The 16,365-nt window shown below is 72.2% G+C and carries 15 protein-coding genes; 10 read left to right on the forward strand and 5 right to left on the reverse strand.

Annotated features, from left to right (window positions below):
* Positions 1-9: 9 nt before the first annotated feature.
* Positions 10-1,332, forward strand: a complete 1,323-nt coding sequence (locus ACWDEN_RS13405; protein ID WP_351610004.1) for an MATE family efflux transporter — start codon at positions 10-12, stop codon at positions 1,330-1,332.
* A gap of 78 nt (positions 1,333-1,410) precedes the next feature.
* Here ACWDEN_RS13405 and ACWDEN_RS13410 read toward each other — a convergent pair whose 3' ends face one another.
* Positions 1,411-2,646 (reverse strand): glycosyltransferase 87 family protein, encoded by a 1,236-nt coding sequence (locus ACWDEN_RS13410; RefSeq protein WP_351610001.1) that lies wholly within the window; start codon positions 2,644-2,646, stop codon positions 1,411-1,413.
* A 117-nt stretch (positions 2,647-2,763) separates the two neighbouring features.
* Here ACWDEN_RS13410 and ACWDEN_RS13415 point away from each other — a divergent pair, with 117 nt between their 5' ends.
* The gene (locus tag ACWDEN_RS13415; protein ID WP_351609999.1) at positions 2,764-3,906 is read left to right on the forward strand and encodes a glycosyltransferase family 4 protein; all 1,143 of its coding nucleotides are present in this window, start codon (positions 2,764-2,766) and stop codon (positions 3,904-3,906) included.
* A gap of 81 nt (positions 3,907-3,987) precedes the next feature.
* Positions 3,988-5,610 carry a GMC oxidoreductase gene (locus tag ACWDEN_RS13420; RefSeq protein ID WP_450859123.1) on the forward strand — a complete coding sequence of 541 codons (1,623 nt, stop codon included), beginning with the start codon at positions 3,988-3,990 and terminating at the stop codon, positions 5,608-5,610.
* 19 nt (positions 5,611-5,629) lie between these two features.
* Here the strand turns inward: ACWDEN_RS13420 and ACWDEN_RS13425 are convergent, their stop codons facing one another.
* On the reverse strand, positions 5,630-7,426 hold the full coding sequence (locus tag ACWDEN_RS13425) for an AMP-dependent synthetase/ligase (RefSeq protein ID WP_351609994.1): 1,797 nt from the start codon (positions 7,424-7,426) through the stop codon (positions 5,630-5,632).
* Positions 7,427-7,722: 296 nt separating this feature from the next.
* Between ACWDEN_RS13425 and ACWDEN_RS13430 the strand changes: the two genes are divergently transcribed.
* From ACWDEN_RS13430 to ACWDEN_RS13460, 7 genes are all read left to right on the forward strand, one after another.
* Positions 7,723-8,520 carry a metallophosphoesterase family protein gene (locus tag ACWDEN_RS13430; protein ID WP_351609992.1) on the forward strand — a complete coding sequence of 266 codons (798 nt, stop codon included), beginning with the start codon at positions 7,723-7,725 and terminating at the stop codon, positions 8,518-8,520.
* Between the two features lie 132 nt (positions 8,521-8,652).
* Positions 8,653-9,093, forward strand: coding sequence for an SRPBCC family protein (locus ACWDEN_RS13435; RefSeq protein ID WP_351609989.1), 441 nt, complete (start codon positions 8,653-8,655; stop codon positions 9,091-9,093).
* A 78-nt stretch (positions 9,094-9,171) separates the two neighbouring features.
* Positions 9,172-10,347 carry an ArsA family ATPase gene (locus ACWDEN_RS13440; RefSeq protein WP_351609987.1) on the forward strand — a complete coding sequence of 392 codons (1,176 nt, stop codon included), beginning with the start codon at positions 9,172-9,174 and terminating at the stop codon, positions 10,345-10,347.
* A 60-nt stretch (positions 10,348-10,407) separates the two neighbouring features.
* Positions 10,408-10,908: a DUF5304 domain-containing protein gene (locus ACWDEN_RS13445; protein WP_351609984.1), complete on the forward strand. Its 501-nt coding sequence runs from the start codon at positions 10,408-10,410 to the stop codon at positions 10,906-10,908.
* Between the two features lie 67 nt (positions 10,909-10,975).
* Positions 10,976-11,929 (forward strand): ROK family glucokinase, encoded by a 954-nt coding sequence (locus ACWDEN_RS13450; RefSeq protein ID WP_351609981.1) that lies wholly within the window; start codon positions 10,976-10,978, stop codon positions 11,927-11,929.
* Between the two features lie 69 nt (positions 11,930-11,998).
* The gene (locus ACWDEN_RS13455) at positions 11,999-12,754 is read left to right on the forward strand and encodes an endonuclease/exonuclease/phosphatase family protein (RefSeq protein ID WP_351609978.1); all 756 of its coding nucleotides are present in this window, start codon (positions 11,999-12,001) and stop codon (positions 12,752-12,754) included.
* A 102-nt stretch (positions 12,755-12,856) separates the two neighbouring features.
* Complete coding sequence (locus ACWDEN_RS13460; protein ID WP_450858947.1) at positions 12,857-14,221, forward strand: serine hydrolase domain-containing protein; 1,365 nt, start codon at positions 12,857-12,859, stop codon at positions 14,219-14,221.
* A gap of 41 nt (positions 14,222-14,262) precedes the next feature.
* Here the strand turns inward: ACWDEN_RS13460 and ACWDEN_RS13465 are convergent, their stop codons facing one another.
* From ACWDEN_RS13465 to ACWDEN_RS13475, 3 genes are read right to left on the reverse strand one after another with little or no spacing between them, the layout of a single operon-like run.
* Complete coding sequence (locus ACWDEN_RS13465) at positions 14,263-14,955, reverse strand: TetR/AcrR family transcriptional regulator (RefSeq protein ID WP_351609973.1); 693 nt, start codon at positions 14,953-14,955, stop codon at positions 14,263-14,265.
* A 38-nt stretch (positions 14,956-14,993) separates the two neighbouring features.
* On the reverse strand, positions 14,994-15,548 hold the full coding sequence (locus ACWDEN_RS13470) for a hypothetical protein (RefSeq protein ID WP_351609970.1): 555 nt from the start codon (positions 15,546-15,548) through the stop codon (positions 14,994-14,996).
* Positions 15,541-16,320, reverse strand: coding sequence for an alpha/beta hydrolase (locus ACWDEN_RS13475; protein WP_351609967.1), 780 nt, complete (start codon positions 16,318-16,320; stop codon positions 15,541-15,543). The genes ACWDEN_RS13470 and ACWDEN_RS13475 overlap by 8 nt, the downstream gene beginning before the upstream one ends.
* Positions 16,321-16,365 lie beyond the last annotated feature (45 nt).

Below are 16,365 nucleotides of genomic sequence, written 5' to 3' on the forward strand. Positions count from 1 at the left end.
AATCCGACTGTGAACGCCCACCGCAAGCAGCTCATAGCCCTCGCCCACCCCGTCTACCTCTCCCTGCTCGCCTCGGTCGCCTCCGGGATCATCAACACCGTCTGGGTCTCCCGGCTCGGCGGAGCCGCGGTCGCCGCGGTGGCCGTCGCCACCAACGCCGAGAACGTGCTGCTCGGCGTCGCGCTGGTCTTCGCCTCCGGTACGACCGTGCTGGTGGCGCACGCCCGAGGAGCCCGCGACCCGGCCGCCGTACGAGCCGCCGTGCGGGGCGGTGGGGCCCTGTGCGCGCTGGTGACACCGGTGGTCGCGGCTGGCGGCCTGCTGCTGCGCGGGCCGCTGGCCGCGCTGGTCCTCGGCGGCGACGACAGCACGGCCCTGCGCCTGGCCACCGCCTACTTCGCGATCTCCCTGCCGGGCATGACCGTCTTCTTCGCCCAACAACTCGTCGACGGCATCCTCAAGGGCACCGGCGACACCCGCACACCGATGCGCCTCGCCCTCCTCGCCAACGCCCTGATCCTGCTGTGCGACCCCGTCCTGATCCACCTCTACGGCGTCCGGGGCGCCGCCGCCTCCACCGTGCTGTGCCGCGGCGCGGCCCTCGCGGCGGGCCTGCGCGCCCTGCGCCGCAACGCCCTGCTGCGGACGGCCGCCACGGCCCCGCCCGCCGAGCCGGTCGCCGCCGCCCTGCGCCGCACGCTCACCACCGGCCTGCCGATGTCCGCCGACTTCACCGTGCGCCAGAGCGGATCCCTGGTCCTGGTGGCGATCGTGGCCCGGCTCGGTGTGACGGCGGTGGCCGCCTACGCCATCGCCTACAAGGTCATGTACGTGGCCACCATGGCCTTCTACGCGGTACGGCAGGCCGCCGCGATCCACACCGCGCACACCCGGGGCGCGGGCGCGGACGCGCGGCGGGACATCGGCCGGCAGGCGGTCCTGGTCTCCGGCGCCCTGGGCCTGACCGCAGCCATGGTGTTCGCCGCTACGGCCTCCTGGATCATGGCCGCCTTCGGCGCCGGACCCGAAGTCGCCCGCCAGGGCGCGCTGTTCCTGCGCTGCATCGGCCCGTACCTGCTGCTGATGGCCTGCTTCATCGCCCTCGGCGGGGTCTTCGAGGGCAGCGGCGGAGCACCCGCCCTGCTCCGGATCACCCTGCTCGGCACGGCCGTCCAGCTGCCCCTGGCTCACGCCCTCGGCGGCCTTGGCCTGCCCGGCGTCAGCCTGGCCCTGGCGCTCTCGATGGCCGTGCAGTGCGCGGCCGTGACAGCCCTGCGCCGACGTGCCGACCACCACGGGAAAGCGGGGCAGCCCCTGGCCCGCACGGGGTGAGCCGGGAGCAGGGCGGGGCTGTGTGGCCTCTCGGGTGTTCTGGGCCGGTCGTCCTGTCCTCGGCGTGGGGCCGTCAGGTCAGGGGGAGACCGGCGTCTGCCGTGGCCGGGACGGCTGTGGCGGCAGGGGTGCGGCGGGGGCCGGTGGCACGGTCGAGCGCCACAGCCGGCGGGCCGCCGTGACCGAGGCCGCGACCAGCAGGCCGTTGCGCACCGCCAGCAGCAGAACGCCGTACCGGTCGCTGACCACGACGTGCGAGAAGCCGAGCGGGAACTCCAGGACCGTCGCGAAGGACGCGGCCACCACCATCAGCGCGGGCGCCCCCATCCGGCTCGCCCGGTACGACACACAGACCGCGGCCAGGCCGATCAGCCACACCAGGTACTGCGGGCTGATCACCCGGCTGGTCACCGTGAACAGCAGGACCGCGGTGAAGGCCGCCTCCGCGAGCGTGTGCGGCGCCCTGCGCGCCGCACGCAGCCGCCACAGCAGCAGCCAGCCGAACACGGCCCCGGTCAGCGCCAGCGCCGCCGCGCTGACCTGGTCCACGTACGGGCCGAGGAACTCGATCGACCCGTAGTTCAGCAGCACCTGCCCCTGCCAGCCGAAGTGCCGGGCCACATGGAAGACCAGGGCGCCCAGCGACTCCACCTCGGTGCCCCGCTCCCGCTGGAAGGTCAGGAAGGTGAAGGCGCCCGGCATGGACACCGAGAACAGCGCCGCGAGCCCCGCCGCGGTCACCGCCGCCGACCACCACGCCCGCGCCCGCACGGCACCGGCCAGCAGCAGCGCCGGCCACACCTTCAGCAGCGCCCCGAACGCGGTGAGCGCGCCCATCACCCGCGGATGCCGGGCCCCGGCGACCAGCGCCGCCACGGCCACCGCGGTCACCATCACGTCGTAGCGGGCGTACGCCGTCGGCCCGAGCAGCGGCACGCCCGCGACCCACACCCAGGCCCCGCGCGGAGACCGGCCGGGGCGCCGGCACCGATACAGCAGCAGCGCGAGGACGAGCACGTCGGCGAGGAACGCCAGCACGAAGAAGGCGTGCGCGTACGACAGGAAGGGCAGGGCGGCGGGGGCGAGCACCGGGAGGGCGGCGGCCGGCGGGTACTGCCAGGTCACGTCGTCCAGCGGAAACGTTCCCTGGTGCAGGACCTCGTACCAGCCCCGGTAGATCACCGAGACGTCGGAGGTGACGTCCGGGCCCGGGAAGAGATACACCTGGAAGACGAACAGCAGCAGCACCACACGGGTGACGCCCCAGGTCGCGAGCAGCCATGCCAGGGACCGCCCGGCACCTTTGGTCTCCACGTGATCCCCTGCCGTTCGGTTTCGCGTCGGTCACCATGATGTCGTGCGCGTCCGTGTGCATGCCACAGACTCGGCCGTACGCGGCTCCGGACGGCGGATTGGGTAGGGTCGGCGGCGATGCACAAGACCCTGATCGTCACCAACGACTTCCCGCCCCGGCCGGGCGGCATCCAGGCCTTCCTGCACAACATGGCCCTCCGCCTGGACCCCGGCCGGCTGGTCGTGCACGCCTCCACCTGGAAGCGGAGCCGGGAGGGTATCGAGGCCACGGCCGCCTTCGACGCCGAGCAGCCCTTCACCGTCGTACGCGACCGTACGACCATGCTGCTGCCGACCCCGCGGGCGACCCGGCGGGCGGTCGGGCTGCTGCGCGAGCACGGGTGCACCTCGGTGTGGTTCGGGGCGGCGGCGCCGCTGGGCCTCATGGCCCCGGCACTCCGCAGGGCGGGCGCCGAGCGACTGGTGGCCACCACCCACGGCCACGAGGCCGGCTGGGCGCAGCTGCCCGCAGCCCGCCAACTGCTGCGCCGGATCGGGGAGTCGACGGACACGATGACCTATCTGGGCGAGTACACGCGGTCCAGGATCGCCACCGCGCTGACGCCCGGGGCGGCGCGCCGCATGGTCCAGCTGCCGCCCGGCGTCGACGAGAAGACCTTCCACCCCGGCTCCGGCGGCGACGAGATCCGCGCCCGCCTCGGCCTCACCGACCGCCCGGTCGTGGTCTGTGTCTCCCGGCTGGTCCCGCGCAAGGGCCAGGACACCCTCATCCAGGCCATGCCCCGCATCCTCGCCGCCGAGCCGGACACCGTCCTGCTGATCGTGGGCGGCGGGCCGTACGAGCGGGATCTGCGGCGGATGGCCGCCGAGACCGGCGTCGGCGACTCCGTCCGCTTCACCGGCTCCGTCCCCTGGTCCGAACTCCCCGCCCACTACGGCGCCGGCGACGTCTTCGCCATGCCCTGCCGCACCCGCCGCGCCGGCCTGGACGTGGAGGGCCTGGGCATCGTCTACCTGGAGGCCTCGGCGACGGGCCTGCCGGTGGTGGCGGGCGACTCGGGCGGCGCCCCGGACGCCGTACTCGACGGCGAGACCGGCTGGGTCGTCAGGGGAGGCTCCCCCGAGGAGGCGGCCGACCGCATCGTGCCCCTGCTGGGCGACCCCGGCCTGCGCCGCCGCATGGGCGAGAGGGGCCGCCAGTGGGTGGAGGAGCGCTGGCGCTGGGACCTGCTCGCCGAGAAACTCAAAGACCTGCTCTAGACCGGGCCTCAAAGGTCTCCCGGCAGGGCCCTTGGCGGAACCGGAAAATCCGCCCATGCTGCGCCCATGACAGCAAACCTGATGAGACGTCAACTGACAAGACGTCACATACTCGGTATGGCCGCACTGCAGACCGCGGCCGCCCTCGGCTTCACCCGCATAGGACTCCAGTCGGCCCGAGCGGCACAGCCCGACGCGGTCGAGAACGCCCCGGCGATCGTCATCGGCTCCGGCTACGGCGGTGCGGTCGCCGCCCTCCGCCTGGGCCAGGCCGGCATCCGTACCCTCGTCCTGGAGATGGGCCGCCTGTGGAACACCGCGGGCAGCGACGGCAAGGTGTTCTGTTCCACCTCCGCCCCCGACCAGCGCTCCATGTGGTTCCGTACCCGCACCGAGGCCCCGCTCGCCACGTTCCTCTGGCTGGACGTGGTCAACAAGGACATCGGCGCCTACCCCGGAGTGCTCGACCGCGTGCACTACGACGCCATGTCCGTCTACGTCGGCCGGGGCGTCGGCGGCGGCTCCCTCGTCAACGGCGGGATGGCGGTCACGCCCCTGAAGTCGTACTTCGCCGAGCAGTTCCCGACCGTGGACGCCGACGAGATGTACGGCACCTACTACCCCCGCGCCCGCGCCATGCTCGGCGTCAACACGATCGACCCGGCCTGGTTCGAGTCCACCGACTGGTACCGGTTCGCCCGCACCTCCCGGAAGGCCGCCGGCAACGCGGGCCTGAAGACCACCTTCGTGCCGAACGTCTACGACTTCGGCTACATGCAGCAGGAGGCCGCCGGCACGGCCACGAAGTCCGCGCTCGCCGGTGAGGTCATCTACGGCAACAACCACGGCAAGCGCAGCCTCGACAAGAGCTATCTGGCCGCCGCCCTCGGCACCGGCAACGTCACCATCCACACCCTGGAGAAGGTGAGGTCCATCAGCCGGGCGGCCGACGGGACGTACGTCCTGACCGCCGACCGGATCGACACCACCGGCACGGTCGTCGGGACCAAGAGCTACGGCTGCACGTATCTCTTCCTCGGCGGCGGCAGTCTCGGCACGACCGAACTCCTCGTCCGCGCCCGGGACACCGGCACCCTGCCGGACCTGAACCCCGCCGTGGGGGCGGGCTGGGGCACCAACGGCAACACCATGCTCGGCCGCGCCAACCACGTCTGGGACACCGTCGGCGCCGACCAGGCGACCATGCCCGTCATGGGCATCGACGACTGGGCCAACGCCGACAACCCCGTCTTCGCCGAGATCGCCCCGCTGCCCATGGGGTTCGAGCACTGGATCAGCCTCTACCTGGCGATCACCAAGAACCCCGAACGGGCCTCCTTCACCTACGACTCCGCCTCCGGCGCGGTGAAACTCGGCTGGACGGCCGCCCAGAGCGCGGTCTCCGTGAGCATGGCCAGGAAGCTGTTCGACCGGATCAACCTGGCCAACGCGACCATCTACCGCTACGACCTGTTCGGCTCCACCAGCAAGGTCTTCGCCGACGACTTCACCTACCACCCGCTGGGCGGCTGTGTGCTCGGCAGGGCGACCGACGACTACGGCCGGGTGAAGGGGTACGACCGGCTCTACGTCACCGACGGCTCGCTCGTGCCCGGCAACATCGGCGTGAACCCCTTCGTCACCATCACCGCGCTCGCCGAACGCACGATGGCGCGGGTCCTCGCCGAGGACACCGCGCCATGACACTCCGTCAGGAGGCGTGCTACTTCGCGTAGATCGCCTCGATCTCGTTCGCGTAGTCCTTCGCCACCACGTTCCGCTTGAGCTTCAGCGACGGGGTGAGGTGGCCCGACTCCTCCGAGAACTGGGAGGACAGAATGCGGAACTTCCGCACCGATTCCGCCTTCGACACCGCGGCGTTGCCGTCGTCGACCGCCTCCTGGATCGCCGCGATCAGATCCGGGTCGTCCTTCAGCGACGCCGCGGTGGCACCCGCCGGCTTGCCGTGCTCGGCCGCCCAACGGCCCAGGAACTCCTCGTCGATGGTGACCAGCGCGCCCACGAACGGCCGCCCGTCGCCCACCACCATGCACTCCGCGACCAGCGCGTGCGCCCGGATCCGGTCCTCGATCACCGCCGGGGCCACGTTCTTGCCGCCCGCCGTGACGATGATCTCCTTCTTGCGGCCGGTGATCCTGAGGTAGCCGTCCTCGTCCAGGGTGCCGATGTCACCGGTGTGGAACCAGCCGTCGGCCAGCGCCTCCGCCGTCGCGCCCGGGTTGTTCCAGTACTCCTTGAACAGGTGCTCACCGTGCAGCAGCACCTCGCCGTCGTCCGCTATCCGCACCACCGAGCCGGGCAGCGGCTGCCCGACCGTGCCGATCTTCTGCCGGTCCCAGGGGTTGAACGCGGTCGCCGCGCAGGACTCGGTCAGGCCGTAGCCCTCCAGCACCGTGAAGCCGATGCCCCGGAAGAAGTGGCCGAGCCGCTCGCCCAGCGGGGCGCCGCCCGAGATGGCGTACTCGCCCCGGCCGCCCAGGACCGCGCGCAGCTTGCTGTAGACCAGCCTGTCGAAGACCTTGTGCTTGACCTTCAGGCCGAACGCCGGGCCGGAGGCGCTGTCCAGCGCCTTGCTGTAGGCGATCGCGGTGTCCGCCGCCTTGTCGAAGATCGCGCCCTTGCCGTCCGCCTGCGCCTTGGCGCGCGCCGAGTTGTAGACCTTCTCGAAGACGCGCGGGACGCCGAGGACCAGCGTCGGCCGGAACGCGGCCAGCTCGTCGGTGAGGTTCTTGATGTCCGGGACGCAGCCCAGCTTGATCGGCGCCATCATCGGGGCGATCTGCACCAGGCGGCCGAAGACGTGCGCCAGCGGCAGGAAGAGCAGGACCGAGCACTCGCCGGTACGGAACAGGGGGCGCAGGCGCTCCACGATGTTGCCGCACTCGGCGAAGAAGCTGCGGTGGGTGAGCACACAGCCCTTGGGGCGGCCGGTGGTACCGCTCGTGTACACGATGGTCGCCGGGTCGTCGGCCTTGGCGAGCGAGCCGCGCTCCTCGACCGTCTGGTCCGACACGTCCTGCCCGAGCCGCCCGAGCTCCTCCACACCGCCGGCCTCGATCTGCCAGACGTGCTTGAGGGCGGGCAGCGACTCGCGCACCGACTCCACGGCAGCCGCGTGGCCCGCCAGCTCCACGATGCAGGCGGTGGCGCCCGAGTCGGACAGGATCCACTGCACCTGCTCCGGCGAGCTGGTCTCGTACACCGGCACGGTGACCGCGCCCGCGCTCCAGATCGCGAAGTCGAGCAGGGTCCACTCGTACCGGGTGCGGGACATCAGGCCCACCCGGTCACCGGGCTGGACGCCGGAGGCGATGAGGCCCTTGGCGGCGGTGTGCACCTCGGCGAGGAAGGCGGCGGCCGTCACGTCCTGCCAGACACCGCCCACCTTGCGGGCGATGACGGCGACGTCGGGATGCTGCGCGGCGTTTCTGCGGACGATGTCGGTCAGGTTGCCGTCCGCAGGGACCTCGTACAAAGCCGGAAGGCTGAACTCGCGCAAGACTGCTGCTCCTCATAGGGCGCCGGCGCCACGACACTGTGTGATGCGACGGTGCGGTCCAAGGCTCGGGCAGGTGCTCGGGAATTCAGCTGTTGAAATCCAGAGCACGACTGGACTGCCCGGACGTTACCCGCCGGTATGGCGTTCACGACAGGGGTTCCCGGTGAGATGTTCGCTGCGTCACACATGTTGGCGTTCCTTCGCGCACAGTAGTCCACGGGCGAACCGACCGGCGAGTAACCGCAGGCGGGACCGACACTGTTCACGCAGACCGCACACGCCTACCCTTGATCACCATGGCACCCACACCCTCCGGCGACCGAAGGACCCGCGTCCACGTGGTCAGCGACGTGCACGGCAACGCCCGGGACCTGGCCCGGGCCGGGGAGGGCGCCGACGCCCTGATCTGCCTGGGCGACCTCGTGCTCTTCCTCGACTACGCCGACCACTCGCGCGGCATCTTCCCGGACCTGTTCGGCAAGGAGAACGCCGACCGCATCGTCGAGCTGCGCACCGCCCGGCGCTTCGAGGAGGCCCGGGAGTTCGGCGCCCGGCTGTGGGGCGGCATCGGCACCGACCGGGCCGCGGCCATCGAGAAGGCGGTGCGCAAGCAGTACGCCGAGCTGTTCGCCGCGTTCCCGACCCCGACGTACGCCACCTACGGCAATGTCGACATGCCGCCGCTGTGGAAGGAGTACGCCCATCCCGGCACCACCGTGCTGGACGGCCAGCGGGTGGAGATCGGCGGCTGGACCTTCGGGTTCGTCGGCGGTGGGTTGCGCACCCCCATGCGGACGCCGTACGAGATCGGTGACGAGGAGTACGCGGCGAAGATCGAGGCGGTCGGCGAGGTCGACGTGCTGTGCACGCACATCCCGCCGGAGGTGCCCGAACTGGTCTACGACACCGTCGCGCGCCGCTTCGAACGGGGCAGCCGCGCCCTGCTGGCCGCCATCCGCCGCACGAAGCCTCGTTATGCGCTCTTCGGCCATGTCCACCAGCCGCTCGCGCGCCGTATGCGGATCGGCGCGACCGAGTGCGTGAACGTGGGCCACTTCGCCGGTACGGGAAGGCCCTGGGCGCTGGAATGGTGATCCGCCGGCGATCGGCCGGCGATGTGCGGGACAGGGGTGAAGGCGGCCGGTCGGTGGCGCGGTAGCCTTCACGCTGCACACACGTGCGCACGACGACCTCTGTACCGGCCCGCATCTGGAGGAGCCACGGCGATGGCGGAACACACCAGCTCGAGCATCACGATCGAGGCGGCACCGGCCGACGTCATGGGGGTGATCGCCGACTTCGCCCGCTACCCGGACTGGACGGGCGAGGTGAAGGAGGCGGAGGTCCTCAAGACCGACGACCAGGGCCGCGCCGAGCAGGTCCGGCTCGTCATGGACGCCGGCGCCATCAAGGACGACCAGACCCTCGCCTACACCTGGACCGGCGAGAACGAGGTCTCCTGGACCCTGGTCAAGTCCCAGATGCTCCGCTCCCTCGACGGCTCCTACATCCTCAAGCCGACGGGCCCCGCCGCGACGGAGGTCACCTACCTCCTCACGGTGGACGTCAAGATCCCCATGCTCGGCATGATCAAGCGCAAGGCGGAGAAGGTCATCATCGACCGCGCCCTGGCAGGCCTGAAGAAGAGGGTCGAGTCCGACCAGTAACCTACGCCCGTCCGGTGCCGTCGCTTCCGGGCACCGGCCAACACCCCGTGCCCCCGGCCTCCGTTACCGTTCAGCCTCATGCGCACCATCCTGATCACGGGCCCGGGCGGCAGCGGTCGTACCACTGTCGCTGCCGCCACCGCACAGCGCGCCGCAGGCGAAGGCGTCCGCACGCTTCTCCTGAGTGCCGACCGCACCGACACCCTCGGCGCCGCGCTGGGCTCCGCGACGGGACCGGTGCCGGAGGAAGCCGCGGCGAACCTCACCGCCTGGCGGCCCGATGCCGTCGACCGCTTCCGGCAGGACCTCACCGCCTTCCAGAACCGCGCGGCCACCGTCCTCGACCTGCTCGGCGCCGCCCGGCTGGACGCCGAGGAGGTCACCCCGCTGCCCGGTGCCGAGGAGCTGTCCTTCCTGCGGGCCGTCCGGGACGCGGCGCTGTCCGAGCGCTATGACCTGCTCGTCGTGGACCTGCCGCCCCTCCAGCAGGCCCTCGCCCTGCTCGGCCTCCCCGAGGAGCTGCGCCGTTATCTGCGCCGCCTCCTCCCGCCCGAGCGGCAGGCGGCCCGTGCCCTGCGCCCGGTCCTCGGCCGGCTGGCCGGCGTGCCGATGCCGTCCGACTGGCTGTACGAGACGGCCGCCCGCTGGGACCTCGAACTCGCCGCCGTCGAGGCCGTCCTCACCGACCGGAACACCGCCGTACGCCTGGTCGCCGAACCCGGCCCGGCCGGCGCCGACGCCGTACGCACCGCCGGCCTCGCCCTCGCCCTGCGCGGCCTGCGCACCGAGGCCCTGATCGCCAACCGCACCCTGCCCGAGACCGACCCGGACAGCCTGCTCGCCGGACTCCTCGCCCAGCAGCGCAAGGCACTCGCCGACTGGCAGGAGCAGCCGTACGACGTCCACCCCGTCCCGCACCTCGGCCACGACCCGCGCGGCGCCGACGACCTCGCCGCCCTCGCCGTACCCCCCGTCAACCCGGCATCCGCCCCGGTCGAGTGGCCCGTCACCGACCGCAGGAGCGACGACGGCGTCCTGGTCTGGCACATCCCGCTGCCCGGCGCGATACGGGACGAGCTGGACCTGATCCGGCGCGGCGACGAGCTCGTGATCACCGTGGGCCCGTTCCGGCGGATCGTCCCGCTGCCCTCCGCCCTGCGCCGCTGCACCGTCGCCGGGGCCGGCCTGCGCGAGGGCGAGCTGCGCGTCCGTTTCGCCCCGGATCCCGACCTGTGGCCCGCCACCGGACGGTGATGATCCGGGTACGCCCGTTCGGGTAACGTCGTAAAGGCGAACCGTAGTCAGGAGTCCGCCATGAGCGAAGAGCGTCCCGCATCCGACTCGCATGAGGGATATGAGGAACAGCGGCGGGCGACCGACGCCGACGCCTGGGCCACGGCCTGCGCCGAGGACCTCGCCGCCGAGAAGGCCCGCCGCAGTGCCGAGTACGGCCCGCAGCCGGGCTCGGCCGCGGAGGAGCTGAAGAAGCTCGTGGAAACGGTGGCCGACAAGCTCTCCGGCCTCCCGTCACCGCTCCTCGGCGGCCTCGCCGGACCCGCCGCCCAGCAGATGGTGCGCCAGGTCGTCCAGCAGGCCAAGGCCGCCGTCGAGCCCGTCATAGACCGCAACCCCGACGTCTTCGACCACCTGGCCGCGGCCGGCAGCGAACTGCTCGCCGCCTACCGTTCCGCCGTCCAGGCCCAGGAGCGCCGCTGGACCGCCCGCACGGCCGACGACCTCACCCGCGAGGCGCCCGACGACCGGCGCGACGGGGGCGAGGGCACCGGTCCGGGGGAGCGGATCGACCTGGACTGAAGCGCTTTCCCGGCAGGGCCTCGGGTACGGTTGGCCGTAGCGGGGCTCGACCGAAACTGAGGGATTCATGGGACTCACCATCGGCGTCGACATCGGCGGCACCAAGATCGCGGCCGGCGTGGTCGACGAGGAAGGCAACATCCTCTCGACCTTCAAGGTGCCGACCCCCACCACGCCCGAGGCCATCGTGGACGCCATCGCCTCGGCGGTGGAGGGTGCGCGCGCCGGGCACGAGATCGTCGGCGTGGGCATCGGTGCGGCCGGTTACGTCAACCGGCAGCGCTCGACGGTGTACTTCGCGCCGAACATCGACTGGCGCCAGGAGCCGCTGAAGGAGAAGGTCGAGGCCCGCGTGGGCCTCCCGGTCGTGGTCGAGAACGACGCCAACGCCGCCGCCTGGGGCGAGTACAAATTCGGCGCCGGCAAGGGCCACCGCAACGTCATCTGCATCACGCTCGGCACCGGTCTCGGCGGCGGCATCATCATCGGCAACAAGCTGCGCCGCGGCCACTTCGGCGTGGCCGCGGAGTTCGGCCACATCCGGATGGTCCCGGACGGCCTGCTGTGCGGCTGCGGTTCGCAGGGCTGCTGGGAGCAGTACGCCTCCGGCCGCGCGCTCGTCAGATACGCCAAGCAGCGCGCCAACGCCACCCCGGAGAACGCCGAGATCCTGCTCGGCCTCGGCGACGGCACCCCCGAGGGCATCGAGGGCAAGCACATCTCCATGGCCGCCCGCCAGGGCGACCCGGTGGCCGTCGACTCCTACCGCGAGCTGGCCCGCTGGGCCGGTGCGGGCCTGGCCGACCTGGCCTCCCTCTTCGACCCGTCCGCGTTCATCGTCGGCGGCGGCCTCTCCGAGGAGGGCGAACTGGTCCTCGACCCGATCCGCAAGTCCTACAAGCGCTGGCTGGTCGGCGGCAACTGGCGCCCGGTGGCCGACGTGATCGCCGCCCAGCTCGGCAACAAGGCGGGCCTCGTCGGCGCGGCGGACCTGGCCCGGGAGCCCGACCCGATCATGTAGTGGGGTCCTACGACAGTGCCCGCCGCGTCCGGTCCCGGGACGGGCGGGCATCGTCGTATGTTGATCGGCATGGCGACCAGCACGCTGCTTCCCAACTCCCGTACCGAATCCGACGGTTCCGCCGTCCTCCGCGTCCTGAGCTACAACATCCGCTCGATGCGCGACGACACCGACGCCCTCGCCAGGATCATCACCGCATGCGCCCCCGACCTGGTCCTGATCCAGGAAGCCCCGCGCTTCTTCCGCTGGCGCAAGAAGCTCGCCCGCCTCGCCGCGGCCTCCGGCCAGGTCATCCTCACCGGCGGAGCCACCGCGGCCGGCCCGGCGATCCTCTGCTCGCTGCGCGCCACCGTGGAGCGCACCGAGGACGTGCTGCTGCCGCTCACCCCCGGGCTCCACCGGCGCGGCTTCGCCACGGCCGTGGTCCGTATCGGCGGGGCCAGGCTGGGCGTGCTGAGCTGCCATCTGAGCCTGCAGAAGGACGAACGCCGCGAGCAGGCCGCGCTGCTCCTGGACCGCCTCTCCGGTCTGGGCGCGGACCACGCCATCGCAGGCGGCGACCTCAACGAAGGCCCCGACGGCCCCGCCTTCCGCCTGCTCTCCGCGAGCCTGAAGGACTGCCGGGCCGTGGCCCCCTGGGGCGGCGCGGACACCTGGCCGCACAGCGAGCCCCCGCAGCGCATCGACGCCGTCTTCGCGACCAAGGGCATCGAGGTGCTCGGCTGCGGCGTGCCCCTCGGCCAGCCGGGCGTCACCCGGGCCGACCTGATCGCCGCCACGGACCATCTCCCGGTCCTCGCCGCCCTGCGCGTACCGGTGGCGTGAGCTCCGCTTGAACGAAGTACAGGAAAGGCTTGCGGGCCCTGCGCGGGACGCCTACAGTCGCACCTGTACTTAGTTCAAGTACCCGCCAGGAGGGGGAACCTGATGTCCGGTGAGCGTGAGTCGCTGGCCGCGTTCGTGGAGACCGCGGCGAAGGAGTTCGGGGTGCCGGGGGCCGCCGTGGCCGTACTGACCGGTGGCGAGGAGATCCATGTCGGCCACGGCGTGACGAACGTGGAGCACCCCCTGCCGATCGACGAACACACGCTCTTCCACCTGGCCTCGGTCAGCAAGACCTTCACGGCGACCGCGCTGATGCGCCTGGTCGGGCAGGGCAGGGTGGACCTCGGCGCGCCGGTCCGCCGGTACGTTCCCGAGCTGCGCCTCGCCGACGAGGAGACCGCCGCCCGGATCACCCTGCTGAACCTGCTCAACCACACGGCGGGCCTGGACTGGAACCTGGTCGGCACTGACGAGGGCGACGGCTCGCTCGCCGCGTTCGTCGGACAACTGGACCGGCTGCCGCTGATCGGCCCGCCCGGCGCCCGGGCCTCCTACAGCCAGGCCGGATACAACCTGCTCGGCCGGGTCGTGGAGAACGTGACCGGTCTGCCGTTCGAGCAGGCGCTGGCCGAACTGGTCCTTCAGCCGCTGGGCCTGTCCGACACCGTCTTCGACCTGGACGACGTCGTGGTCCGCCGCTTCGCCGTCGGCCACAACCGCGCCGAGGACGGCTCCCTCACCCTCGCCCGCCCCTGGAAGTCGCGGCGGGCCGGACTGCGCGGCAACAACCCCGGCGGCGGTGTCGTCTCCTCGGCGAGCGATCTGCTGCGCTGGGCGCGGTTCCAACTGGGCGACGGAGAAGGGCTGTTGACCGCCGAGATGCTGGGCCGCATGAAGGAACCCACCGTCGAACTGCGGGGCAGCACGCTCGGCGACGCCTTCGGCATCGGCTGGTTCCTGCGCGACGTGGAGGGCGTGCGCACGGTCGGCCACGGGGGTTCGGGCAACGGGCAGTTCGCCGAGCTGCTGCTGGTGCCGGAGCGCGACTTCGCCGTCGTCTCCCTCGCCAACTCCGGCCCGGACGGCCACCAGTTCAACCAGGCGGTGCTGAAGCGGGCGCTGGAGCTGTTCCTCAGTGTGGTCGAACGGGAACCCGAGCCGCTGCCGTACGACGAGGAGCGGGCGCGGGAGGTCGCCGGGCGGTACGAGATCGACGCCATGAATCTCGACATCGCGGCGGAGGACGGCCGGCTCACCCTGGCCGTCGGCATCAAGCCGGAGATCCGGGCGGCGTCGGACGCGGAGATGCCGCCGGACCATCCGGCGGCGGCGATCGGCTTCCTGCCGGGGGACGAGTACATCGTTGTGGAGGGTGGCCTGAAGGGGCAGCGGGGCCGTTTCTCCCGCGCGGAGGACGGCAGGGTGACGGGCGTCGACCTGGCCGGGCGCCTTTTCAGCCGGGCCTGACACCCCGTGGGCACCTTTCAGCGAGCAGCGCCCCTGGTCGTTCAGGCAGTACCGGGCACAGTGTCCGCCCCGCCCGGCCGCAGCCCGTCGAGCAGTGCCCGCAACCCCGCCGCGTAGCTGCCGTCGGGCGCGGCCCCGTACTCCGCGGCCGCCGCCGTCCCCAGCCGCTCCCGCAACCGCGGAAACGGCTCCGCCGCCTCCGCCGCCTTGGCCAGGGTCTCCGAGACCATCCCCTCGGCATCCGCCCCGGCCCGCCGCAGCCTCCGCGTGAGGGAGGCGGCGGCGGAGGCGCCGAGCGCGTTGCCCAGGACGTACGTCACCACCGCACCGGCGGCCCGGTCCGCCTCCTCCGGCGTGAACCCCGCGGTCTCGAAGACGCCGAGGAGACGGTCGTCGTAACGGGCCTTGCCGGTGCCGTAGAGGACATGGGAGCCGATCGCCTGCACCAGCCACGGATGCCGTACGAGCATCGCGTGCAGCCGGTCGGCCATCGTCGTGGCCGTGCCCCGCCAGTCGTCCGCGTCGAGCGCCGGCAGTTCGACCTCGTGCCACACCCGGTCCGCGGCGAGCAGCAGGAGGTCGTCCTTGTTCTTCACATGCCAGTAGACCGCGGTCGCCGCGGCCCCCAGCCGCTTGCCCAGGCCGCGCATGTTGAGGCCTTCGAGGCCCTCGTCGTCCAGCAGCCGCACGGCGGTCCGGACGATCTGTTCCTGGGTGAGCGTGTCGCGCGGCATGGGCTCACCCTAGGAGCCCCGCAGCACTTGTACAAAGTTCAGACCACCGCGCCCCGCCCCGGTCCGTCGTCCTCCTCGTCGTCCGTGCGCATCCGCATCACCAGCGTGGCGAAACCGCCGAGGAAGCCGCCGATGCCGAGGGTCGTCAGCCACCAGGTCATGTCCCAGCCGAGCAGCACGGCCAGCAGCAGCAGGATCGGCCCGCCGACGACGCCCAGCCAGGCGAACTTCGCGGTGGCGTCGGCCTCCGGCAGCGGCGGCGGCTCCGGGGGGACGAAATGGCCCTCGTCGTCCTCGTCGAAGTCGTCCTCGGAGGGCTCGGGCGGGTTGTGGTCGCGCGGGCCGACCCCGGGCGCGAAGGAGACCGAGCTGCCCAGCGGCCGGACCGGCGCCTTGTCGGTGTCGCTCTCGGCGCCCTTCTCCGGCTCGGGCAGCGCGAGGTCCTCCACCGGCTTGAAGGGCCTGGCGCCCGGCGGGTCGGCCGGCTCCTCGCCGTACCCCTCGACGATGGCCCGCCAGGCGGCGTCCTCGTCGAAGGGCACCTTCTGCTCGTCCGGCTCGCGGCCCTCGCGGTCGGACTCGTGCTCAGCCACCTGTGGCCGTCCCTTCCTTGCCGAGACTGGGTGCGAGCCGGCCCATGAAGGCGAGGCTCTCCTCGAAGATCCGGTCCGCATCCTGGTCCAACGTCGCCACGTGGTAGCTGTGTTCCAGCACGATCTCCGTCACGTCCGTGGACGACACCCGGCTCAGCACCCGGGCCGAGTCGGCCGCCGGAACGACATGGTCCTGGGCGCTGCGCAGCAGCAGCAAGGGCTGGGTGACCTGGGGCAGCTCGCCGTCCAGCCGGCGCAGGAACACCCGCAGCGAGTGCGCCGCGTGCAGCGGCACCCGGTCGTAGCCCAGCTCGGCCGCGCCCTCCTTGGCGATGTCGCTGGCGATGCCCTTCGTCGTCCGCACGAGATGCCGGGCCACCGGAAGGGCGTACGCCGACAGGCCGTGCACCTTGTTCGCCGGGTTGACGACCACCGCGCCCGCGACCCGCTCGCCGTGCCGGGCCGCCAGTGCGAGCGCCAGCGCGCCGCCCATCGACAGGCCCGCGACGAACACCTGCGAGCAGCGCTCGGCGAGGAGGCGCAGCTCGCGGTCCACCTCCGCGTACCAGTCCTGCCAGCCGGTGACCTGCATGTCCTCCCAGCGGGTGCCATGGCCGGGCAGCAGGGGGAGCGACACGGTCAGGCCGTGCGCCGCGTGGTGCTCCGCCCAGGGGCGCAGCGACTGGGGCGAGCCGGTGAAACCGTGGCAGAGGAGGACCCCCACCTCCCCGCCCTCGTGGCGGTACGGCTCGGCTCCGGGGAGGACCGGCACCTTCGACGCTCCTGTTCCTGAAGAGGGCCCCCACCGGTGACCGGT

The sequence above is a fragment of the Streptomyces sp. NPDC001153 genome (genome assembly GCF_053598315.1).

What these genes read in the sequence shown, in the direction of transcription:
- ACWDEN_RS13450 (WP_351609981.1), top strand. Translation starts at nt 10,976, where the DNA reads ATGGGACTCACCATCGGCGTCGACATCGGCGGCACCAAGATCGCGGCC.
- ACWDEN_RS13460 (WP_450858947.1), top strand. Translation starts at nt 12,857, where the DNA reads ATGTCCGGTGAGCGTGAGTCGCTGGCCGCGTTCGTGGAGACCGCGGCG.
- ACWDEN_RS13420 (WP_450859123.1), top strand. Translation starts at nt 3,988, where the DNA reads ATGAGACGTCAACTGACAAGACGTCACATACTCGGTATGGCCGCACTG.
- ACWDEN_RS13455 (WP_351609978.1), top strand. Translation starts at nt 11,999, where the DNA reads ATGGCGACCAGCACGCTGCTTCCCAACTCCCGTACCGAATCCGACGGT.
- ACWDEN_RS13465 (WP_351609973.1), bottom strand. Translation starts at nt 14,955, where the DNA reads ATGCCGCGCGACACGCTCACCCAGGAACAGATCGTCCGGACCGCCGTG.
- ACWDEN_RS13445 (WP_351609984.1), top strand. Translation starts at nt 10,408, where the DNA reads ATGAGCGAAGAGCGTCCCGCATCCGACTCGCATGAGGGATATGAGGAA.
- ACWDEN_RS13415 (WP_351609999.1), top strand. Translation starts at nt 2,764, where the DNA reads ATGCACAAGACCCTGATCGTCACCAACGACTTCCCGCCCCGGCCGGGC.
- ACWDEN_RS13435 (WP_351609989.1), top strand. Translation starts at nt 8,653, where the DNA reads ATGGCGGAACACACCAGCTCGAGCATCACGATCGAGGCGGCACCGGCC.
- ACWDEN_RS13440 (WP_351609987.1), top strand. Translation starts at nt 9,172, where the DNA reads ATGCGCACCATCCTGATCACGGGCCCGGGCGGCAGCGGTCGTACCACT.
- ACWDEN_RS13430 (WP_351609992.1), top strand. Translation starts at nt 7,723, where the DNA reads ATGGCACCCACACCCTCCGGCGACCGAAGGACCCGCGTCCACGTGGTC.